Source organism: Pseudomonas sp. yb_2 (assembly GCF_043103905.1).
Classification (GTDB): Bacteria; Pseudomonadota; Gammaproteobacteria; order Pseudomonadales; family Pseudomonadaceae; genus Aquipseudomonas; species Aquipseudomonas alloputida.
On record NZ_JBICKH010000073.1, the window covers coordinates 26,623 to 47,367 of the forward strand.

General features: G+C 58.7%; 18 protein-coding genes and 1 pseudogene. 8 read left to right on the forward strand and 11 right to left on the reverse strand.

Annotated elements, in window-relative coordinates:
• Positions 1-160: 160 nt before the first annotated feature.
• From ACF8FB_RS18460 to ACF8FB_RS18470, 3 genes are read left to right on the forward strand one after another with little or no spacing between them, the layout of a single operon-like run.
• Positions 161-292, forward strand: coding sequence for a hypothetical protein (locus ACF8FB_RS18460; RefSeq protein WP_392511652.1), 132 nt, complete (start codon positions 161-163; stop codon positions 290-292).
• A 13-nt stretch (positions 293-305) separates the two neighbouring features.
• Positions 306-1,496: a hypothetical protein gene (locus ACF8FB_RS18465; protein WP_367250788.1), complete on the forward strand. Its 1,191-nt coding sequence runs from the start codon at positions 306-308 to the stop codon at positions 1,494-1,496.
• Positions 1,497-1,546: 50 nt separating this feature from the next.
• On the forward strand, positions 1,547-1,735 hold the full coding sequence (locus ACF8FB_RS18470; protein ID WP_367250786.1) for an MbcA/ParS/Xre antitoxin family protein: 189 nt from the start codon (positions 1,547-1,549) through the stop codon (positions 1,733-1,735).
• A gap of 176 nt (positions 1,736-1,911) precedes the next feature.
• Here ACF8FB_RS18470 and ACF8FB_RS18475 read toward each other — a convergent pair.
• The 9 genes and pseudogenes from ACF8FB_RS18475 to ACF8FB_RS18515 form a co-directional block, all read right to left on the reverse strand.
• Positions 1,912-2,894 (reverse strand): IS5 family transposase gene (locus ACF8FB_RS18475; RefSeq protein WP_392511653.1). Its coding sequence is split into 2 segments (ribosomal slippage): positions 1,912-2,654 and positions 2,654-2,894, totalling 984 coding nucleotides; the frame shifts between segments, so codons are not numbered across the junction.
• 82 nt (positions 2,895-2,976) lie between these two features.
• Positions 2,977-3,678 carry a hypothetical protein gene (locus tag ACF8FB_RS18480; protein ID WP_367250785.1) on the reverse strand — a complete coding sequence of 234 codons (702 nt, stop codon included), beginning with the start codon at positions 3,676-3,678 and terminating at the stop codon, positions 2,977-2,979.
• A gap of 242 nt (positions 3,679-3,920) precedes the next feature.
• Complete coding sequence (locus ACF8FB_RS18485) at positions 3,921-4,622, reverse strand: Abi-alpha family protein (protein WP_367250783.1); 702 nt, start codon at positions 4,620-4,622, stop codon at positions 3,921-3,923.
• 332 nt (positions 4,623-4,954) lie between these two features.
• Positions 4,955-5,689 carry a hypothetical protein gene (locus ACF8FB_RS18490; protein WP_392511654.1) on the reverse strand — a complete coding sequence of 245 codons (735 nt, stop codon included), beginning with the start codon at positions 5,687-5,689 and terminating at the stop codon, positions 4,955-4,957.
• Between the two features lie 149 nt (positions 5,690-5,838).
• A complete protein-coding gene (locus tag ACF8FB_RS18495; protein ID WP_392511655.1) occupies positions 5,839-6,294 on the reverse strand; it encodes an AAA family ATPase in 456 nt (151 codons plus the stop codon).
• Between the two features lie 641 nt (positions 6,295-6,935).
• Positions 6,936-7,100: pseudogene (locus tag ACF8FB_RS18500) on the reverse strand (AAA family ATPase); the annotation flags it as partial.
• Between the two features lie 227 nt (positions 7,101-7,327).
• On the reverse strand, positions 7,328-8,575 hold the full coding sequence (locus ACF8FB_RS18505; protein WP_367250778.1) for a tyrosine-type recombinase/integrase: 1,248 nt from the start codon (positions 8,573-8,575) through the stop codon (positions 7,328-7,330).
• A gap of 363 nt (positions 8,576-8,938) precedes the next feature.
• Positions 8,939-10,207 (reverse strand): tyrosine-type recombinase/integrase, encoded by a 1,269-nt coding sequence (locus tag ACF8FB_RS18510; protein ID WP_392511656.1) that lies wholly within the window; start codon positions 10,205-10,207, stop codon positions 8,939-8,941.
• 153 nt (positions 10,208-10,360) lie between these two features.
• On the reverse strand, positions 10,361-11,275 hold the full coding sequence (locus ACF8FB_RS18515; RefSeq protein ID WP_003253946.1) for a LysR family transcriptional regulator: 915 nt from the start codon (positions 11,273-11,275) through the stop codon (positions 10,361-10,363).
• Between the two features lie 206 nt (positions 11,276-11,481).
• On the opposite strand from ACF8FB_RS18515, the gene ACF8FB_RS18520 reads away from it, so the two are divergent.
• The 3 genes from ACF8FB_RS18520 to ACF8FB_RS18530 all read left to right on the forward strand — a co-directional run bounded on the left by ACF8FB_RS18520 (position 11,482) and on the right by ACF8FB_RS18530 (position 15,759).
• A complete protein-coding gene (locus ACF8FB_RS18520) occupies positions 11,482-12,504 on the forward strand; it encodes a zinc-dependent alcohol dehydrogenase family protein (protein WP_010953736.1) in 1,023 nt (340 codons plus the stop codon).
• Positions 12,505-13,018: 514 nt separating this feature from the next.
• Positions 13,019-14,404, forward strand: a complete 1,386-nt coding sequence (locus tag ACF8FB_RS18525; RefSeq protein WP_010953737.1) for a hypothetical protein — start codon at positions 13,019-13,021, stop codon at positions 14,402-14,404.
• On the forward strand, positions 14,404-15,759 hold the full coding sequence (locus ACF8FB_RS18530; RefSeq protein ID WP_392511657.1) for a GntR family transcriptional regulator: 1,356 nt from the start codon (positions 14,404-14,406) through the stop codon (positions 15,757-15,759). Before ACF8FB_RS18525 ends, ACF8FB_RS18530 begins: the two co-directional genes overlap by 1 nt.
• Before the next feature lie 127 nt (positions 15,760-15,886).
• Here the strand turns inward: ACF8FB_RS18530 and ACF8FB_RS18535 are convergent, their stop codons facing one another.
• Both ACF8FB_RS18535 and ACF8FB_RS18540 read right to left on the reverse strand, forming a co-directional pair.
• On the reverse strand, positions 15,887-17,188 hold the full coding sequence (locus ACF8FB_RS18535; RefSeq protein WP_392511658.1) for an MFS transporter: 1,302 nt from the start codon (positions 17,186-17,188) through the stop codon (positions 15,887-15,889).
• A 66-nt stretch (positions 17,189-17,254) separates the two neighbouring features.
• Complete coding sequence (locus ACF8FB_RS18540; protein WP_049586184.1) at positions 17,255-18,568, reverse strand: L-fuconate dehydratase; 1,314 nt, start codon at positions 18,566-18,568, stop codon at positions 17,255-17,257.
• Between the two features lie 101 nt (positions 18,569-18,669).
• Between ACF8FB_RS18540 and ACF8FB_RS18545 the strand changes: the two genes are divergently transcribed.
• The gene (locus tag ACF8FB_RS18545; protein ID WP_010953741.1) at positions 18,670-19,617 is read left to right on the forward strand and encodes a LysR family transcriptional regulator; all 948 of its coding nucleotides are present in this window, start codon (positions 18,670-18,672) and stop codon (positions 19,615-19,617) included.
• 27 nt (positions 19,618-19,644) lie between these two features.
• Positions 19,645-20,616, forward strand: a complete 972-nt coding sequence (locus tag ACF8FB_RS18550; protein ID WP_010953742.1) for a LysR family transcriptional regulator — start codon at positions 19,645-19,647, stop codon at positions 20,614-20,616.
• Positions 20,617-20,745: the final 129 nt, after the last annotated feature.

Genomic DNA, 20,745 nt, shown 5'->3' on the forward strand with positions numbered 1-20,745 from the left:
CTCGTGGCCCGCGCCGGCAGCAATGCGCTCGGCGGACGATCAAAACGACCCACCAATTTATGCAAAACTCGACATCGAGGAAAGCGGGCGATTTGTAGATCTTGCGTTCGCTGGTTGTCGCCTCCTGGCAGGCAAGAGCGGGTGAGGGCAGGCGACGTTCATGCTGCCTGGTGGTCTCGCGGGCCAGGTTGATCAGGGTGGCGAAATGCTGGGGGTTCTCGGATCATCGGCTAGTGCCACCACTCAGCCCTGGCGCGAGCGCCACGGCGCCGACCTGACCACGCTCACCTGACAAGGAAGCCGGAATGCAAACTCAGCAATCCACCATCATCTACCTCGACAGTTGCGACTATTCGAACCTCAGCCGCCCCTCGCTCGACGCTGCAAAAGCTGAACAGTTGGCTGCGCTCAGGGCACTTAAGAAGCGCGGCGATGTGGTGTTTGTGTACTCCGGCGCGCACATTTCCGAGATGTCGCCCTTGGATCAGCAATACGCCAACGCCGCTGTGGCACGTACTGAGTTGATGGTCGAGCTCTGTGGCCGCTCAACGATGATTGCCTACGATCGACTGATACGGGCGGAGCTGACTCGCCTGGTGGAGCGCGACCCGCACCCCGTGAACGTCTTCGACGACAACGGTGGTTGGTTCCCCGACATGGGCTCATTGATAAATCCGTTGGATAAACTGGATTTGAGCGGGCGGTTAAAGGAAGACGCAGATTGGAAGAAGATGAACCGCCAGCAGCGCAGGAGGGCCGAGGCCGCCCTGATAAAAAACGGCAGCTTCCGAAGCAGTTTCGAGCAGCGTGCTGGGGAGATGGATATCAGCGAGCTTCTGACCAAGATACCGATGCGACCGAAAGATGCCTTAGTGATGAAACGGTATGTGATCGGCAAGGCGGCGCGGCAGCAGGCCGAGAAGGCCTTTCTGGAAAGCCTGCGCGATCCAACCTTCATGGCGCAGTGGTTCATCAACCACCACGATCAGATGGGCGCGATTACCGATTGGGTTAGGCGGCCTGCCCAGGAGTTTCTGGAGAGCTGCAATAAGACGCTGATGACGCTGGCCGAAAACCTGGCCAGGTTTCCGGAGGATGAACAGGCCAAAGCACTGAAGGGGGTCAGCGGCGATCGCTGGGTGAGGCTGAAAAAACAGGGGTTGCTCGATATCGTGAATAGAGTGACCGCACGTTTATTTCCTGGTGCTTCGGAATGTGACGACGCAGCCCTGATCGAGCATTACTGCCCTGGCCTCTTCGTCTGCATCAACGGCTTCTACAATTCACTTCAGAACTCGCTGGGGGTGAAGGGGCGCGCGCTGAAAGGCAGCGATTTCGTCGACATCATCCACGCGCTCTACATTCCATACGTATCGTTCTTCCGAGCGGATCGCTACATGTGTGGAGTGCTGCAGCCGCTGGCCACGCGCTTCGGAACACAGGTCGTGGAATCGCCTGCCAAGCTGATTCAAGTTCTTTGTACCGAGAGAGCCTGACGGCACTCATTCAGGCAGCGTGTTCACCTGCCACCGCAGAGGGTCTGACCATGGACTACACGCTTTTGATTTTTGGCGAAGAAGAAAGGATATTTGGTGACAAAGCAAAAGCGGCGGTCTGGCTAAGCAAGCGCAGAGCAGCCTTTGAGGGCCGCTCTGCTCTGGAGATCGTTGTGGATGAGGCTGGGTACCAGAGGGTGAGGGATGAACTGATACGGTTGGAGAAGGGCTACATTTAGCGGCGCCCTCTGCTGCTTCTGTGTGTGGGTGTGTATTGAGCCCTGGATGCTGGTCTTTAAGGAAGCTCCGAACAAGTCGCCCAGCAACCAACAATGGACGACGTTTGGCCTCAGAAAAGTTCGGTTTACAGGCGCTGATTATTGAAAAACCAAGGTAAAACCCTGGTCATCAGGTCTTACGGGCGCACCTCTCCCGCAGCAATCAATAAATACCGGCGCACCCCCCTCAGATTCGACAGGGCAAACAGCGTGGTCAGTTGCGCCGTGTTCTTGGCCAAGCCACGGAAGCGGGTTTTCACATAGCCGAACTGGCGCTTGATCACGCGAAAGGGGTGTTCGACCTTCGCTCGTGCCTGCGCTTTGACCTTCTCGATCTTGCGTCTGGCTTTGTAGAGCACGCTGCGTTTGCTCAAGTGCTTGTAGGTGCTACGACGAGCCGCAATCTGCCAGATCACCGGCCTTCCTTCATGCTCTGGCCGCTTCTCCACGTCGGTATAACCCGCGTCGGCACAGATAACATTTTCATCGCCATGCAACAGCTGAGCGACCTCCGTTACATCGGCCACATTCGCCGCTGTGCCGTGAACGTGGTGCACCAGACCCGACTCGGCATCTGCACCGATATGCGCCTTCATGCCAAAGAAATATTGGTTACCTTTCTTCGTCTGATGCATCTCGAGATCGCCTTTGCCTTCCTTGTTCTTGGTAGAACTGGGTGCGTGGATGATGGTGGCGTCGACAATCGTGCCCTGGCGCAACGACAGGCCCATGTCTCGCAGATAATTGTTGCTGGTTTCCAGAATGCCCGCCGCCAACTGATGCTTCTCCAGCAGGTGCCGGAAATTCATGATTGTCGTGTCTTCGGGGATCCGAGCGCTGAGCGTCAGACGAGCAAACTGGCGCATCAAGTGATCTCTTACAGCGCCTCTTCCATGGCTGGATCGCTCCACCAGAACCAGTTCTGCAGCAGGTGAATACGCAGCATGGTGTCCAGTTGGTACGGCTTGCGACCACCGCCGGCCTTTGGGTAATGCGGCTCGATCAATGCCAGCAAACAGCTCCACGGCATGACCTGCTCCATCTCGGCCAGCAAACGCTCGCGACGGGTTTGCTTGCGCTTACCGGCGTACTCGAAATCGGAAAAGCTCATCTGACTCATGGGCAAGGCTTGTTGAGGCGACTGAACGGAGGGCTATTTCAGCACAGGTCAGATGGCCTGTGCTGACTTGATCGGAGAATCCTTAGGCATTTCTTATGCAGTAGGCGGCTGCGGTTCTTACATTGATATTAAACGATCCGACCCGAAGTGAGTTTTCTGGAGTCACTTTAAAATCTGGACGAGTGAAGCGCATATATTCCGACTCACTAAAACCAAGCTTTTTCATCTCTTTCGGGACGCATGCACACACATTTCGGGATACACCCTTCTGAGCACACTCATCTACTTGGTGTTCAACCCAGCCTTCATAGGTCGCTAATCTGGCTGCAAGGATGGCAGCTTCCTCCTTGTCCTTTCGTGCTTGCTCCTGCTCTTTGGCCGCTTGCTCCTCAAGCAGTTTGTCTACATCGTAAGGCCCGTGGGGATCATATCGCCAAAGCATCTTGTCATCTTTGAAATGGATTTCCTTGCAGTTGAGGCAATCAAGGCTTCGCTCATCAATATTACGAATCAGAACTAAGCGCACCGCTTCATGACCATTGTTCTTAAAGTCCAAGAACAACTTTTCACCCTTGGACGAGGCCGTGAATCTTGACCTTTGGACAATGCGCCCATCTTCGAGCCTCGCAAAAATCTTTGCCTCGTTGCCCTGCACATTGAGGGTAAAGCTCTCAGTAGGGAAACTGAAGCGATACGCACCAGTGAAATTTTGATCTTTGTCGCCGCAACCTGATAGGAGGGTGGCTGCGACCATCGCAGCGGCAATTGTAAAGAAAATACGCATATCTTCCTTTCTTGTGAATTGCGCATGTCGTAGACGCACTAATAGGCAGTGTGATAGGGGTGGCATCATTTAGCCATCATTCGGTGGTTATCGTATCAAAGACTCGCCAGCCAGGCACATTGGATGCCAGTGACCACAGCAGAGACCTCGCCCAGCTTCCCCAGGAGTGTTAGTCGAGCGGCTATTCGGCTTGACGGCCAGGCCTACTCAGATCGCGATCGTCTGTATGGGTAGTGTGCGATTCACTGTATCCCCGTGCGAAGTCTAGAGGGGGGTATGCGGCAGGCGTCCACAAATGCCTTTCCTGCTACGGTTGGATTTACTCGATTGTAACTTTCCCCGCCACCCCAGGTGAGTGCAGGGGCTATGCAGCCTAGGCGAGCGAGATTGCTGAGGGATAGCAGTACAGCTTGTTCAGGAAGGGCGGGCTCTGTATCGGAGTCATCTGCGATGCGAGCTTGATTAGGGAGGCCGCTTGTAATTATGCCCTTGTGTTGGCTGTTCTCGAATGGTAGTGAGTAAATTGCGTCAAGTACTCGAGCATCAAGACTAGTCAGCTGCTCAAGTATCACTGTGTAGGAACGTCGGATCTCGCCGTTGAAATTTGCATTCGCTGCATTCACGAGCAATGCGGCCCAGCGATCTTGGAGCTCGTTGTCCTCTTCCAGCGTGGCTCCCTGTAGCAATGGGAGCATTAGTTTAAGGGGAATAGGACGACTGGGGGTTGTAAGCCCCACCTGGGCCATTAGCTCCTCAGCCTTTTTTGCTAGTCGGACTGATCGCTCCCAGCGCAGGTATTTTAATTTGTCTTCAAAAATTCCAAGTCCTTGCTCAAGAGTGCCGGAAATGAACTTTGAGATAAATCCACCTACTTCCCTAGCGGCCTCGATAGCTTGGCCAGTTGTTTTTGCGACTTCTTGCACTGCTTTGGCTTGTTCGTCCATAGGTATCCGGCGTCTTCGGAGTGGAATTGAGATTAGCCGCAAAGCGCAGAGGCTCAGGTCAGATTTCAATCAATCATGGAGCTAGAAGCTGTTGCTCGATCAGCGTGGAGTGTAGTCCTCCCGAGCCAAATTGGTACTGAACTGGATGATGCAGCCTACAGGCTTTATGGATATTGGTCCGCAATGAAACTATTCCCAATCCATCATCGCAGGGAAGCGGCAATCCTGAGCCCGACTGTTCACCGGATCGAGGGGAGCACTGCCATGACGGGGCAGCAGCAATGAAGGGGGGAAGCATGCCACCCTGGAACGCTTATGGGTAGTCACGCCGTTCAGGCGTGCGGCAGCGGTGTCCCCAACTCGCTCAACATATATACCCGGCACTGTTCGAAAACCTGCCTGGCCATTGTGGCATCGCTTGCCCACAGCCGTTTGAAGGCCCGCAGACAGTTGGCGTGCGGCAGGTATGGCGAGTCGATCCTGGCAATCAGATCAAGGTCCGAAGCGCTGGCCTGGCCTTGTTGCTGTGCCAGCAGCGCTGGGCCGAACACTGTGATCATGCGCGCCCGGTCACGGTGCAATTGCTCACGCGCATTCAGCCCGAAGAAGTCGATGATGATTTGTCCGCGCAACCTGTCCGGGCCTGCTGCCTGTGTCGGAACGGCTACCGTTGCCTTGAAGGTAATGAGCGCTTCAGGGTCTTCTACCTGGGTACCCAGCGGGTAACAAAGGTAGGGCCGCTCGGTGGTTAGGTCCGCGACGGATGACTCGATCGCTCCTCTTGCTCCTGCAATCGGGAAGTAGTTCGACTTGAAGATAGAGTTGCACACCTTGCAGGAAGCGGCGTAGTTCAGAGGGTCATAGGCAAGCCAGAAGTAACCCTGTTCGCTGGCGTCGCCTATCGCCACGGTGTAGTTCAAAGCAGAATGCCGCTGCGGGTCGGGCCAGGCCAGAACGTTGGATTTTGGCCGAAAATGTTTAAGGTCGAATTCAATCGTGCCGTATAGCGGGCTTTCGAATTGCCGCTCGCAGAACACGCATTTGTTGAGCTGCAGCTTCATGAACACGGGTTTCACCGTGCTCCAGATAGCCGCTGTTTCGGCGTAATGGCCTTGCGCGACCAGCTTGCGCTTGCGTTTTTGGGCTTTGCCGGCCCACTTGGGGTCGACAGCGGCAATCTTGGTCGTCAGTTCTGCCAGCTCGACGGCATACCTGATCATTGCTTGCCCTCTCCCTTGGCACTGGCAGGCAGTGGCGCCGGGTGCGTGAGCCGTGCAAGGAAGTCGAGGGCAGCCGTCGTATCACCGTTTGCGGCTTTCTCGAACAGTTGCTCATCTTCAGCCTTGAAGGCATCTGGCCGGGTCGTCTGCAACCCGAAGTAGGCGGACAAAAGTAGCTGTTCCATACTTTTGCCGAACACATGTTCCTCAAGTTGCTTGATGGTCGCAGTGCCGTCTTCGGCCGTATCAGTGATGAAGATGTTCTCGCGCTTGACGGTGCTGGCGACCAGTGGGCTGTGCGACGTGAAGACGAACTGCAGTTGGGGGAAGGTGGTTGCCAGCGTGGGCACGACACTGCGTTGCCATTCGGGATGCAGGTGCAGGTCGATCTCGTCCACCAGTACCATGCCGGGCACTTCATGATGCGCCGGTTTTCGGGTGTCACGTCGCACAAGTGGCTCAGCAGGTCGCTGACCCAGCCGATGAAGGCCTTGTAGCCATCGGAAAGGGCGGTGAAGGGGGTAGGGGTGCCGTCGAAGAGGAAAAGGTACTGCTCGTCTTCCTCATCGCGCTCCCCGGTGAACCGGATGTTGCCCGGCAATACACGGTTAAGCAGTTCGATGACCGACTCCAAGCGCTGAGGTGCCCGATGCTGCAGGCGTGAAAGCCACAGTTGAAGCGGGCGCAGCGTCAATTGATCTTCGAACAACCCAGCGATTCGCTGGTAGCGCAAACCTCGCGAACGTCGCGCGCTGCTTGCGGAATAGTCGCCGGTCTCGACCCGTCTTGTGGCGCCGTAGCCGACCACGAAGAAGGCGGGTGAGTAATCATCCTCAAGCAACCGGCTGATCGGAGAGTCTGGCGTGCTTTCAAGATGAAGCCGGTCCAGGCTCCCCTTTCCACGTGTTTCTAGACGAGCCAGCAGTTCCAGCTTCTTGCTCCTAGATTGAGGAAAGGATTCATCGCGTGTGATGACGGCTTCAATCTTCAGGAGGCATTGCGCAACACTGGGAGCGTCGGGTTTTGCGCGCCAAATCAGGCGATAGGGCACAAACCCCGACTCCAGCGGTGCAGGGGCCAGAGTGGCAATGGCCAGGGCGCGCAACACCGAGGATTTGCCACCGCCGTTGTCACCGAGTATCAGATTGACGTTTTTCAGCTCAGGCACGCTTTTGCCAACACGACTCGGATACTGCAGATCAAGCACTGCCTTGCCGTAGCATTTGAAGTCATAGATGTGCAGGGATTTGGCGTACAAGGCCGTACCTCATGGATGAGTGCGTGGTAGGCACACAGTGTACGTCGCAATCAGGGCAACTTCAGCCCCTTGAGTATCTACCTGGTGCCGGCCTGATCCGCTTTGGAGGCCACCGGCTGCCCATTGATCACCATTACCATCGCGTACACCTGCGCAAGCAGGTAGACATCCGCAGTTCGAGTCTCGTTTCCATTCGTTAATTCAGTTCCGGCAGCACCTTGCCTTTGTCAGGTTGCTTTGCAACCTGACAGTGCATAGCGAGCCCACTCCTCCATAAGCTGTTTTCGTTTTTCCAGCAGATCGCCTCGTCGATACGCTGCTTCAGTCGCATTACTAATTTTATGCGCCAAGGCCATTTCAGGAACGATGTTGGCGAAGTTAGTTGTCTCGGCAGCCCAGTCTCTGAAGCTTGATCGGAAACCATGCATGGTGATGACTTCGCCGGCTTCGTTGCGCCAGCCTGGTCCATTGTTGGCTAAGGACTTCTCATCCATACCGCGTATTTTTTGTAGCATTGCCATGTTCGAGAGCGGTCGACCAATGCTACGACCAGGGAAAAGCAACCCGCTTTTGCTTACCGCCTTCAGGCACCTGAGCGTATGAAGGGCGGCTTTAGATAACGGCACTCGATGCTGGCGCCCGGCTTTCATTCGGGAAGCCGGAATAGTCCAAATTTCTTCGTCCAGATCAACTTCTTCCCAATATCCACCTATCACTTCGCCTGTACGCAGAGCGCACAGCACGGTTAACTTTACCGCAGTTGAACTAAGATCCCTGGAATGCTCAAGTTCTGCCATGAAGGCTGGCAATTGCTCCCAGGGTAGCGCGGGATGATTACCACGATCTGCCAGTCTTCTTCTAGGCAGAAGCTTGTCCAGATGCCCTCGCCATCGAGCGCAGTTTTCACCCGTGCGCAGCCGGCGTGCTTTGGCGGCATCGAGAACAAGCTCTAGCCGGTTTCTGACCCTGGCCGCTGTCTCAGGTTTAGCGGTCCATATTGGATTCAGAATCTTGAGGATATCGTCTGTTTCTACTTCGTCGACTGGTTTTTCTCCAATAAAGGGGAATGCATAAGTTGTGAGTGTGTTGACCCATTGTTGCGCGTGTTTTGCGTTTTTCCAGCCGGCTCTATGGGCTTCGATGTAGTCCACTGCACAAGCGCGGAAGGTGTTTTCAAGATTCATCTCCCGAGCAACCCGCGCAGCCTCAGCCTGCTGGAGTGCATCAGCCTTGTGTGTCAGAGGGTCGATACCCTCACGAATCAATGCTCTGTGAGTGTCGGCGCGGGAGCGCGCCTCCTTCAATCCATAGTGAGGGTAAGGGCCCAAGCCGATTTCCTTGCGCTTTCCTGCAAGCTGGTAGCGCAGCACCCACGCTTTTCCAGACTTTCGAATGACAAGGCGCAGGCCATCGCCATCATCGTATTTGCCATAGTCCTTGAGATTTTCTATCAATTTCGCGGTGAGCTTGGGCATGGTGGTAGCCTCCGATCTTTGAATCCGGTCCCCCATTTGGTCCCCCACTCGTAGCCTGGAAACAGACGGAACTGGGCGGAAGCTAGAAGACTGCGGCAACATTCAAGCTACCCCAAATATGCCGTCCTAGAGCGGCCGGATGTCGGGTTTTGGATGCCAGTGGTCGGGAGTGGAAACTCACTTCGAATGACTACGCTGCATTCGAACTAATTTACGTAAAATGTTGATTTCTATTGAAAAAATTTTGACTTATTGAGCTGCCGTATTGAGTTCGAATCCCGGATCATCCGCCAAATCCGGTTGACATGCTGCGGGAAAGAAAGCTGGGTCGTTACAGTTTGGCTTTAAGTCAGGGGGCGACGTTTAATTTGCAAGCGCTAGCTTTGTATTGTTCCGAAGCTGATCTAAGTAGTTCGCCCACAGTTGCGCGGCTTCCCGGCGCTGGCTCAAGAGTTGAGCGCGTGCATAAACGGCTCCCAGCGCACCTGGCATCCGATGCGAGAGCGACAACTCCAGTACAATTGGATCGATGCCCAAATGCTCCTGAGCGATCGTGCGGTAGGTAGCCCGAAAGCCGTGAGCGGTGATGGCGTACTCAGGCCAGATTTTTTGCAGCGACTTGAGGATGGACGTACCATCGATTGACCTTCCTGGATAGACAGGCGATCCAAAAACCCAGCCGTTACCAGCATCATCAACCACCCGATTTTTGTGCAGTTCGCGCAGCAGGACTAGCGCCTGTTCTGGTAGCGGCACGATATGCTTGCTCTTGTCCAGATGTTTGGTCTTGCTGACCACATATCGCCAATCGGCGCCGATCAGATCGACGTCCTCCCAGCGCATCTTCACAAGTTCACCCGGCCGAACCGGCAACAGCACCAATAGGCGCATTGCATAGGCCACGCTGCCAAGATTCAGATCATCGAGGCGCAACAGAAACCTGCCCAGGTCAGCTGGACGCTCAATGGCCGGGTTGCTGGTCACCACATGGCGTATTTTAAGTTCTTCGGTATTGCTCAGGGCCACGTTTCGCTCAACCCAGCCTCGTCCTTCGGCAAAGCCAAGGATGGAGCGAATAATCGTCCGCACGCGCCTAGCCATCGCCATGATTCGCTTATATCGCAACTCGGTAATGATGGCCGTGATGTGCTCGAGCTTGATTTCGCTGACCGGCCGCTCGCCGATGGCGGGCAGAATGTGATTATTCAGTGCGCCGCGAAATCCTGAAACGGATTTGCTGACTAGGTCGGCGGATTTGAACTTCATCCACTCCTCAGCGACGTAGGCGAACGTACGTGCCTCGTTTAGCCATTGCGCCTCGATCTTGGCTTTTTTGGCTTTGAGTGGGTCGATGTGATTGGCCACACTATTGCGCGCTGCCCGGGCGAGCTCACGAGCTTCTTTCAAGCCCACATCCGGATACCTGCCTATCACGAACACGTTTTCCTTACCGCGAAGACGGTACTTCAGCCTCCAGTGCCGTGAGGGTGATTTTCCAGGCTTGAGCGAGGCACGCACTTGGAGATAGAGACCCGGTACGTCGCCATCGGCGTACTTGCCCGATGTGGTCAGCGAACGAATGAAAGCATCGCTGAGTTTCTGGCGGAAGGGTGGCGGTTTTTCGGGAGACATGGTGTGGGGGTATCTTTTTTAATTCGGGCTTGGTGTCCCCCAAAGATACCCCCAGTCAAGCTGGAATTGAGTGGATTCCGATGGACGGATACGGACGCTGATTTAGTGTAACTACATGTATTTAAAGGCTTTATGGTACTTGGTGGAACTCGATCAGAGACTATCGGGGTCCCCAAAGAACATCTGTATCCGCGACCGCAGCCACCGCTCCGCCGGGTCATTGTCCTGTGCCCCGCGCCAGGCCATGTGCAGTTCGAAACTGCGCACGGGTATCGGCAGGTCCTCGGCCCGCAAGCCGCCGGCGGCCGTCAGTGCATCCGCCGTGTAGTCCGGTACCGTAGCCACGATATCGGTGCCTGCCAGCAAGCTCCCCAGCCCGTTGAACTGCGGTACCGCCAGCACCACGTGGCGCTTGCGGCCGATTTCTTCCAGGGCTTCGTCGATGAACCCGGACAAGTCCCCGGCAAACGACACCAGCGCATGGGGCCGGGCGCAGAAGTCATCCAGGGTGATGCTGCCGGGTACGCTGTCGGCGCGCAGCAGTTTCGGCATGCTGCGGCGCAGCACCTTGCGCTTGGCGTTGGCCGGCAGTTCGCTGGTGTAGCTGACCCCCACCGAAATCTCGCCCGAGGCCAGCAGGGTTGGCATCAGCAAGTAGTTGACCCGTCGCACCACCAGCACGATACCGGGCGCCTCGGCGCGAATGCGCTTGAGCAGTTGCGGCAGCAAGGCGAACTCGGCGTCGTCCGACAGGCCGATGCGGAACACCGCATTGCTGGTGGCCGGGTCGAATTCGGCGGCGCGGCTGACTGCAGTGGAAATCGAATCCAGTGCCGGTGACAGCAGGGCGAAGATCTCGTGGGCCCGTGCCGACGGTTCCATGCTGCGCCCTGTGCGCACGAACAACGGGTCATCGAACAGGTTGCGCAGGCGCGACAGCGCCGCGCTGATGGCCGGTTGGCCGAGAAACAGTTTTTCTGCGGCACGGGTCACGCTGCGCTCGTGCATCAGCGTTTCGAACACGATCAGCAGGTTGAGGTCTACACGACGCAGGTCGTTTCGATTCATCGGTGCGCTTCGCCTAATGTGGGGCAGAGGTGAATCTTAAGGCCAAAGGCTGTTACCCTGCACGGGTTTAGGGGGACCAATCGCAGGGAAAGTCAGGTGCCCAATCGATGACAAGCATGTCGACTATTAATGCCCACTGATGGTCTAACGGGCAAAGCCCGGATAGAGTCAGTGGTAATTAGAGGTTCACAAAGGCGAGGTATGCGATGTCCCGCATGATCCGGTTCCACAAGTTTGGCGCTGCCGACGTGCTCCGTTGCGAAGAGCAGGCCGAACCGTCACCCGCTGCCGACGAGGTGCAGATCCGCGTCGAAGCGGTTGGCGTCAGCTGGTATGACGTGCTGTGGCGCCAGAATCTGGCACCGTCCCAGGCGCGTCTGCCAGCGGGGATCGGTCACGAAATGGCAGGGGTGGTGACTGCGGTTGGTGAAGGGGTCGATGATATTGCCGTCGGTGACCGGGTCGCCAGCTTCCCGGCCACCAGTGCCAACGACCACCCGGTGTACGGCGATGTCATCGTACTGCCCCGTACAGCCATCACGCGCTACCCGAATGTGCTCACCCCGATCGAGGCCAGCGTGCACTACACCCCGCTGCTGATCGCCTATTTCGCCTACGTCGACCTGGCACGGGCCAAGGCCGGGCAGACAGCACTGGTCACCGATGCCAGCCATTGCGCCGGGCCTGCCTTCGTGCAGCTGGGCAGGGCCCTGGGGCTGAAAGTGTTCGCCGCCACCAAGGAAGCGGCGCAGCGTGACTACCTGCTGGGCTTGGGCGCAGACAAAGTGATCGTCACCGAAGAGCAAGACCTGCTGCTGCAGATTGGCAAGTACACCGATGGCCGTGGTGTGGACATGGTGCTCGACGGCATGGGCGGCCCGCAGATGTCACTGTTGGGTGATGTGCTGGCGCCGCGTGGCAGCCTGGTGCTGTACGGTCTGCAAGGCGGCAACCAGACGCCGTTCCCGGCTTGCGCGGCATTCCAGAAGAACATTCAGTTCTATGTGCACTGCATCGGTAATTTCACCGGCAAGCCAGAGCTTGGCATCAGCCAGGACCAGGTGGCGCTGCAGCGTGCCTTGCGCGATATCAACCAGTTCACGGCCGACCAGCTGCTGACACCGCAGATCATCAAGGTGTACCCGTTCGAGCAGGTGGTCGAGGCGCATCGTTACATGGACCAATGCCCGTGCGGCGGGCGCGTCGTGCTGGACATGGCGCAACACTGACGGTGGATGGCACAAGCGGCGAACCCGGGCAAGGTCCCGGGTTTTTTGTGCGCGGGATAAAGTGATTCAACACTTAAAGTAGGACTGTTCCTACAATAAATCACGATATGGACTACATATAAGTCCGTAGTTTTCGGGATGTCAGAAATATCCCGGCAAATAATCAGCCTTGAACGCTTTTGCCTTGCGAGTCACTGTGAACTGACACGGATGCTGAATGGTTTTTTTACCCTGAACTGTATCTTCAATTCGCGCTGCCTCCCTCTCGATAATGGCCCAATGATAGTTTGTGCAAGGAACGTGGGATGAGCATGGCTATGCCTGATATGGAGCAGTATGTGACAGCGACAGGCCATCGCAGGGGCGGTTTTTTCTCGATGGCTTGGCGACAGTGAAGGGTTACGTCATTACTTTCATTTTGTTGTAGGAAATTTCTTCTAGGTAAGTTTGGTGCATGTTCACGCTCAAATGTTGGGTGCATGCGCTGGCTGCATGAAGTTGATGAGGTGATTGCGTGACTGCTATTCACGACCAGGCGATGCATTATATCTACCAGCAAGTACTCGAGCGCTTGTTGAATCACATGTCCCAGGCGCAGCGCGCTTCCTTGCAGTTGCTGATACAACGCCTGTTGGTCGCTGCAGGTGGGCCGGAGTACATCGGTACTTTCAGCTTGCAGGTATTGCAAGGGAGCGACCGCCATAGCAGCCGGCTGCTGGCCATGTTGCGTGCCGCGCAACTGAGCATTGCCCTGCGTTCGCCGGTAACTTTCCAGCTGCGGGTATTGGTGGTCAGCCTGCCGGTTGCCGATAACGCCACGCTGGAAGCTCACGAGCGCAGTTTCAGTGCGTTGTTCATGCAGGATGACCCGCGGGTGCAATTGCAGATGATCGAGGGGCGCGCAGTGGTGCCGTTCAGTCGTCGGCTCTCGGTAATGCCTGAGCGCTGGCTGCTGGCGAGGGACGCGATGTTGATGTTCGGCCACATGATCGATGCCAGGCCGGAAGCCCTGCTGGGTTGCCGCCTGTACCTGGAGCTGGCGGGCGCCGTGGTTCAGGCGTTGCAGGCAGCGGTGCCTCCCGATGCGTTGGTCACCGCCATGCCCGGGCTCCAGCGGCGCCGATACCTGGCGTGGGCCCGGCGCAGCCTGCGCCTGGCCGGCGTGCATGCCCCGCATGCAGTGCACCAGTGCCTGGCGGCGCTGGCCCAAGGGCTGAGCCGATTGCACGGTGCTGTTGGGGGCGCACCGGGTGGTCAGCACGAGCCGGTTCCAGGCGCCGTACCGGAGCGTGCGCCGGTGCGGCTGATCGCTATTGATGACCTGTTGCCGCACTTGCTTGAAGAGCAGCAGCTTGACGCGATGCTGGGTTGTCACTTCGAGACGGCTGCGGATGCTTTGCCGCTGTCCGAATTCGTCGACTCGCTGGCCACGGCACAGCTGCATGAACTGCGCGCCCGCAGTCTGGAGCCGCTGGCCGGGCGCCCAGCGCTGAGGCTGGCAGGGCAGGCGGGTGGCAGCAAGCAGCGTGACGCCGTGCCGTTGCTATTTGGCAAAGCCTACGGCATCAACCAGGCCCAACTGGTGTGCCTGCTGTTCAGCCCGTTTGCCAGGCAGGGGAAAAACCTCGAGCGGTTCTTGCAGTGTCGGCACGCCGACATGGTGGTGGCGTTGCCGTACCTGCACAGGGCCTTGCAAGGCAAACCCTGCCCCGATGCAGTCAAAGCCTGGCTGGTGAATACCAGTGGCTTGCCGTTGGGGCAACTGCGGCAAATTTATGATGGGCAGTTGCCGTTGGCGGGATGGCGCCTGCTTAACAACCTGGCCCGCCGCGATGTACACCTGAGGCTGCTGCCACAGCTGGCGTTGGGGCGGCGGCGTGGTGTTGCGGGGCTGCCTTGATGGGGCGAGCGGCCCCAGGCGAGTTCGCGTATCGCAAGGTGTATCGCTACCTGGAAGCGTTGATCGAACAAGCTGCAGGCGTTGGCACATGCCGTTTGCCATCATTGCGTGAGCTGTCCCGGCGGCTGCGGGTGTCGTTGGCCACGGTCCAAAGTGCCTACAGCCTGCTGGAAGAGGAGGGCCGTGTACACTGCCTGCCGAGGTCGGGCTATTACGTACAGAACGGCGGCAAAGATCAGGCCGTGGCCTTGGCCCGGCAGCCTCCCTTGCCGACGCAGCCACTGTTGGAGCGCATGCTGCTTGGTCACGAACGGCGTTTGGCCCGTCAGCGTGATCGCAGCGTTGCGTCCTGGGAAGCGCTGGGTAGCGCCCGTTTGCGCAATGCCGTGGCTGAGCGATACACCCGCTGCTCCAACCAGTACTGGCATGCCGATGACGTCCATCTGGCCCCCGATGTGCTCGCGTTGCTGGAGACGCTGCTAGCGGCGCTGGCCCTTCAAGGTGGTACCGCATTGGTGCATTCGCCCTGTTGCTGGCAAGTGTTGCGCGCCCTGGCGCGTGCCGGCATGCGCGTGCTGGAGGCACCACTGGATGCCCGTGGCAACCCCGAGCTGCACGCGTTGGCCAGGCTGCTGGGTAGCGAGCCGGTAAGCCTGCTGGTCATGCCGTCTTGCCTGGGCATGCCACAAGGGCGGCTGGTTTCCCCGTATTACCAGCAGCAGCTCGGTCTTTTGCTTGGCCAACATCCTGTATGGCTGCTGGAAAACGACCTGGACAGCGAGCTCTGTTACGACGGGGCGCCGAGCACACGCCTGCGTGACTGGATCGACCCGCGCTGGCTTCTGGTGATGGGCACGTTCGAGGCCGCAGTGGGGGCAGAGGCGCCGTATGCCTATTTACTGAGCCGTGACACCGTGTTGGCCAAGGCATTCGCTGAACGGGCGTATCGGCTTGCGCCGCTACGTTTGCAGGCGCTTGCTCACATGCTCGGCAAGGGGGAAATCGAAACGCAACTGGTACAGCAACGCACAGACTTGCAAAGGCGTACGCAATACCTGGCGCATGTACTGCAATCGCAATTCGGCCAACGGGTGGTCTTCGACATGCCGCAAGGTGGGCAGATGCTGTGGGTGAGCTTTTGCCAGCCGCTGGCGTGGGACGGTATTGCCGCAGCGTTGGCAGGTTCTGCACTGCACGCACTACCGGGTGAGCAGTTCGGCCTGCCGGGGCATTACCCTCAACACCTTGCGCTGATCTGGCTGGGTGGGCGCCCGGATGAACTGCAACTGGCGGTAAGGCGACTGGCGCAGGCGCTTGAGGTGCGCTGCGGGCGAAACACCCGCTTCACAAGTTGAAATCAAGACGCTTGCAGGTGCTGCCAAGTGCTGCGAGAGGGCCGACAGGTGAAATGACGGCCTGAAAACCTCAAGGCTCATTCGCAGCACAAAGAGCCACCTGCAGGGGGCGTAAATTGAGTTCTCCTCAGGGTTGCTCTTGCCCCTGACGCAAACGGGTACTGACCAGCGCCGCACATACCAGCAACGCGGCAATGATCCACAACCCGTTGCGGGTGCTGCCGGTGGTCTGCTCGATCAAGCCCATCACCGACGGCCCGACGAAGCCGCCAAACAGACCGCAAGTGGTGACGAAGGCCAGGCCCGCCGCCAACGCACTGCCGCTCAGTCGGCTGGAGGGAAAGACGAAGATGATCGACTGCACCACGAACAGCATCAGCGCGGTCAGAGAAAACCCGAGCAGGCCGATGAACGAGTTGGCCAGCGATGCCAGCAGCAATCCGGCCGCCATGGTCAGCAGGCCAAGGAACAGCAGGGTGCGGCAGCGGCGCGGCGAGGTGGCCAGGCGTGGGAAGGTAGCTGCGCCAATGGCTGCTGCAATCCACGGCACCGCTGTCAGCAGGCCGACCTGGAAGGGCGAAAGCGCAGCGTAGGTGCCGATAATGCCCGGCAGGAAGAAAATCACCGTGTAGATGGTGATCTGGTGCACGAAGTAGACCGCGATTGCCAGCCAGATCTGCCGGTCGCGGAACATCTGCCCCAGCTTGCTCTGCTGCGGTGCGGCGGCCTGCTCTGCGGCCAGGCGGCGCTCGATGTCCTGGGCGTCGGCAGCCGTCAGCCAAGGTGCCGAGGCCGGACCGTCGGGCAGCTTCTTCCACACCACATAGGCCAAGGCTACGGCGGGCAGGCCTTCGAGCACGAACAACCATTGCCAGCCATGCCAGCCCAGCATACCGTCCAGCTCCAGCAGGGCACCGCCCAGCGGGCCGCTAAGGATGTTGGCCAGGCACACACCCAGCAGGAAGTACCCCGTGGCACGGGCGCGTTGTTCGCGGTCGAACCAGTAGGTCAGGTACAGCATTACCCCGGGGAACAGGCCAGCTTCGGCTACCCCCAGCAACAGGCGCATGATGTAGAACGAGGTTTCACCCTGAACGAAGGCCATGCCCGCCGAGAGCAAACCCCAGGTAATCATGATACGGGTGATCCAGAAGCGCGCGCCCACCCGGTGCATGATCAGGTTGCTGGGCACTTCGGCCAAGGCATAGGTGAGGAAGAACAAGCCCGCGCCCAGGCCATAGGCTGCTGCCGAAAGGCCCAGGTCGATGCCCATGCTGGCTTTCGCCAGGGCGATGTTGGTGCGGTCAAGAAAGCTCATCACGTAGACGACGATGAGCAGTGGCATCAATTTGCGTAGCAGCAGGCCGTTCAAGCGCTGCTCATGGGTGGTGGCAGGGGCGCAAGCCGCTGCGCGGGTGAGGGTTGTCATTGTTTTTTTCCCCGTGAAAAGTGCTGGTGGTGTGCCGCGCAGCAGCGGCACACTCAGGTCTGTGGGTCAGGAACGGTTGATGTCGAGCCACACGGCGCCGTTGGGGTACTGGTAACGTTCCAGGGTCTCAGCGTGCATCTCGATGCTGTAGCCAGGGCGTTGTGGCGGCATGTAGCGCCCGCGATGGATCACCACCGGGTCGATGAAGTGCTCGTGCAGGTGGTCGACGTACTCCAGCACCCGGTTGTGCAGCGAGGCAGAAACCGCGATGTAGTCGAAAAGCGCGATGTTCTGCACATATTCGCACAGCCCGACGCCACCGCCGTGCGGGCAGACCGGCACGTCGTACTTGGCGGCCATCAGCAGCACGATCAGGACCTCGTTCAGGCCACCCAGGCGGGCTGCGTCCAGCTGGCAGAAGTCCAGTGCACCGGCCTGGAACATCTGCTTGAACATCACCCGGTTGTGGCAATGCTCACCGGTGGCGACACCGATTGGCGCAATGCGCTGGCGAATGGTGGCGTGGCCGAGAATGTCATCGGGGCTGGTCGGTTCTTCGATCCAAAGCGGTTCGAATGCGGCCAGGCGGCGCATGTTGGCCACCGACTCTTCGACGCCCCACACTTGGTTGGCATCCATCATCAGGGTGCGTTCCCAGCCGATTTCGTCGCGCAGGATGCTGGCGCGGCGGATGTCTTCTTCCAGGTCGGCCCCGATCTTCTGTTTGATGTGGGTCCAGCCGTCTGCCACGGCCTCGCGGGCCAGTTTGCGCATTTTCTCTTCGCTGTAGCCCAGCCAGCCCGGGGCAGTGGTGTACCCGGGGTAGCCTTCACGCAGCATGTGTGCCTCGCGCTCGGCTTTGCCCGGCGCCTGGCGGCGCAGCAGGGCGATGGCCTCTTCGGGGGTGAGCACGTCGGTGACGTAGCTGAAGTCCAGGCAGCGCACCAGCTGCTCCGGCGTCATGTCGGCCAGCAGTTTCCACACGGGCTTGCCTTCGTGCTTGGCCCACAGGTCCCACACTGCGTTGATGATGGCGGCGGTGGCCAGGTGGATCACGCCCTTTTCCGGGCCCAGCCAGCGCAACTGGCTGTCGCTGACGGTAAAGCGATGCCAGAAAGCGCCCATGTCGGCGCTGATTTCTTCGAGCGTAAGGCCGACGATCAAGGGGGCCAGCGACTGCACCGCTGCTGCGCATATTTCGTTGCCACGGCCGATGGTGAAGGTCAGGCCGTGGCCTTCGAGGGCGGCAGCGTCGGTGTGCAGCACCACGTAGGCCGCCGAATAGTCGGGGGCACTGTTCATGGCGTCGGAGCCATCCAGCGACAGCGAAGTGGGGAAACGGATATCGCGAACGCTCAGGTGGGTAATGCGTATGCTCATGGTCGACTCTTGTTCTGTTCAGGCACAGGGAGACCTGACTGTAGGTTGTCGAGCGATACAGGCATAATCGCCAAATCTTAATCAGTGATACCGGATTCGATATGTCTCGCTTGCCACCTGACAAGGCTCAGGCGCCTGCCAGCCTCGGTGCCTTGAAGATTTCCAGCCGTCAGATCACGTTGCTCAATGCGCTGGGCGAATTCGGCAACCTGCGCCGCGCCGCCGCCGCGATGCACACCACGCAACCGGCCGCCAGCCTGTTGCTACAGCAGCTTGAGGAGCGCCTGGGGGTACGTCTGTTCGAGCGCCTGCCCCGGGGGATGCAAGCGACGCTGTATGGCGAGGTGATGATTCGCTATGCGCAAAACGCATTGCATGAGTTCGATCATGCCCAGGCGCAAATCGCCGAACTGGCGCGCGGAGCCTTGGGCCTGGTGCGGGTGGGCAGCGTCATGGGCCCGGTACCAGGCGTGCTGACCAAGGCGGTGCTGGCCTACAAGCGCGACCAGCCCAAGGTGCGTATCTCGCTGGAGGTGGGCACCAGCGACACCTTGCTGCCGGCCTTGCTACGCGGTGATTTCGATATGGTGGTGGGGCGCCTGCCGGACCAGAGTGACAGCCAGGAACTGAATATCGAGCTGTTCGACGGCGGTGAGCAGATGCGCATAATTGCTCGCGCAGGTCATCCCTTGGCGACAGCCACAGGGCTGCAGTTGGCCGACCTGGTGAGCTTGACGTGGATCTTGCACCCCATCGGCAGCCCGATGCGCCGTCGCGTCGAAAGCGCATTGCAGGCCGGCGGCATGGTGCAGTCGCTGGATATTGTCGAAACCGCGTCGATCCTTGCGACCACTGCCATGCTCGAAGCGTCCGAAATGATTGCGGTGGTGCCCAATGACGTGGCCCAGCATTATGCCCGCTATGGCATGGTCGCCGTCCTGCCGGTGGAGTTGCCATTGGCGATGGCCAACCTTGGTGTGCTGACCCTGCGCTCGCGGCCCAACTCGGTTGCCCTTGATACTTTGCTGCGCTACCTGCGGGCACAATAACTTTCACCTGCATGAGGCCCTGCGTCTATGCCGCCGGACATGACCCATTCCAGTTTTTGCAACTGGATCCGCTACAAGCACCTGGTGTTGATCGACACCCTGGCGCGCACGCGCAACATGCACGCCACCGCCACGCGCATGAACCTCAGCCAGCCGGCGCTCAGCAAAATGCTGCGTGACCTTGAGGAGCAGTTCGGCTTTGCCCTGTTCGAGCGCCTGCCTCGCAGCATGCCGCCCACCGAGCTGGGTGAATACGTGGTGCGGTACGCCCAGGGTGCCCTGGCCGAGTCGCAACAGTTCGTCGACCAGGTCAACCGCCTGCGCAACGGCGGGCACGGTTTCATCCGCGTTGGCGGGATCTTTGCCGCGACCGCATTGGTATTGCCGCAGGCCATCGCCGCCATCAAGGCGCGAAGCCCGTTACTGTCGATTGAAGTGGTGGAGCATTCCAGCGATCACCTGCTGACCATGCTCGAGCAGAACAAGCTGGACATCATGATTGGCCGCTTCACCGAGGAACGCTTCGGTCAGCTGTTCGACTTCCAGCCGCTGGAGCCCGAACCCTTCAGCCTGGTGGTGAACAGCGAGCACCCGCTCAACCAGCTCGATAACACACCGCTTGAAGCGCTAGGCGATTGGCCGTGGGTGCTGTACCCGGTGGGTACGCCGATCCGCAACCGCCTGGAGCAGGCGTTCCGAGTGGCCGGAATCGCCACGCCTGCCGACTGCGTGGAGACCATCTCCATGCCCATGTTCCTGCAGTTGCTGCAATCGGCACCGATGATTGCCATGCTGCCGCGCTCGATGGTGGCCGCGCAGTTGGCCAGCGGGCAGTTCAAGGAGCTGCGCAGCCCTTTGCAGGTGCCCGCGCTGGAGTATGGTGTGGTCACCCGCAAGGATGAACCGCTCAGCGCCTCCGCCAGGGCGTTTGTCGAGATTCTGCTGGAGGGCGCGCAACGCCGGCGGCAATCTTCGGAAGACACTGCGTTCTGCCCCTAGCCGATTGAAGATCACGTACCGAAATACCCTTTCGATAACTTCAGGTTATCGCTCGATCGGATCATCTCATTGGGAATGCGGCACCAGGCTTCTTACAGTGGCTACAGCCATAACAAGAAGTCAGCCGCT

Excerpts from the sequence above, each read along its gene's own strand:
- ACF8FB_RS18460 (WP_392511652.1), top strand. The coding sequence starts at position 161 with ATGCTGCCTGGTGGTCTCGCGGGCCAGGTTGATCAGGGTGGCGAAATG.
- ACF8FB_RS18465 (WP_367250788.1), top strand. The coding sequence starts at position 306 with ATGCAAACTCAGCAATCCACCATCATCTACCTCGACAGTTGCGACTAT.
- ACF8FB_RS18470 (WP_367250786.1), top strand. The coding sequence starts at position 1,547 with ATGGACTACACGCTTTTGATTTTTGGCGAAGAAGAAAGGATATTTGGT.
- ACF8FB_RS18480 (WP_367250785.1), bottom strand. The coding sequence starts at position 3,678 with ATGCGTATTTTCTTTACAATTGCCGCTGCGATGGTCGCAGCCACCCTC.
- ACF8FB_RS18485 (WP_367250783.1), bottom strand. The coding sequence starts at position 4,622 with ATGGACGAACAAGCCAAAGCAGTGCAAGAAGTCGCAAAAACAACTGGC.
- ACF8FB_RS18505 (WP_367250778.1), bottom strand. The coding sequence starts at position 8,575 with ATGCCCAAGCTCACCGCGAAATTGATAGAAAATCTCAAGGACTATGGC.
- ACF8FB_RS18510 (WP_392511656.1), bottom strand. The coding sequence starts at position 10,207 with ATGTCTCCCGAAAAACCGCCACCCTTCCGCCAGAAACTCAGCGATGCT.
- ACF8FB_RS18515 (WP_003253946.1), bottom strand. The coding sequence starts at position 11,275 with ATGAATCGAAACGACCTGCGTCGTGTAGACCTCAACCTGCTGATCGTG.
- ACF8FB_RS18520 (WP_010953736.1), top strand. The coding sequence starts at position 11,482 with ATGTCCCGCATGATCCGGTTCCACAAGTTTGGCGCTGCCGACGTGCTC.
- ACF8FB_RS18530 (WP_392511657.1), top strand. The coding sequence starts at position 14,404 with ATGGGGCGAGCGGCCCCAGGCGAGTTCGCGTATCGCAAGGTGTATCGC.
- ACF8FB_RS18535 (WP_392511658.1), bottom strand. The coding sequence starts at position 17,188 with ATGACAACCCTCACCCGCGCAGCGGCTTGCGCCCCTGCCACCACCCAT.
- ACF8FB_RS18540 (WP_049586184.1), bottom strand. The coding sequence starts at position 18,568 with ATGAGCATACGCATTACCCACCTGAGCGTTCGCGATATCCGTTTCCCC.
- ACF8FB_RS18545 (WP_010953741.1), top strand. The coding sequence starts at position 18,670 with ATGTCTCGCTTGCCACCTGACAAGGCTCAGGCGCCTGCCAGCCTCGGT.
- ACF8FB_RS18550 (WP_010953742.1), top strand. The coding sequence starts at position 19,645 with ATGCCGCCGGACATGACCCATTCCAGTTTTTGCAACTGGATCCGCTAC.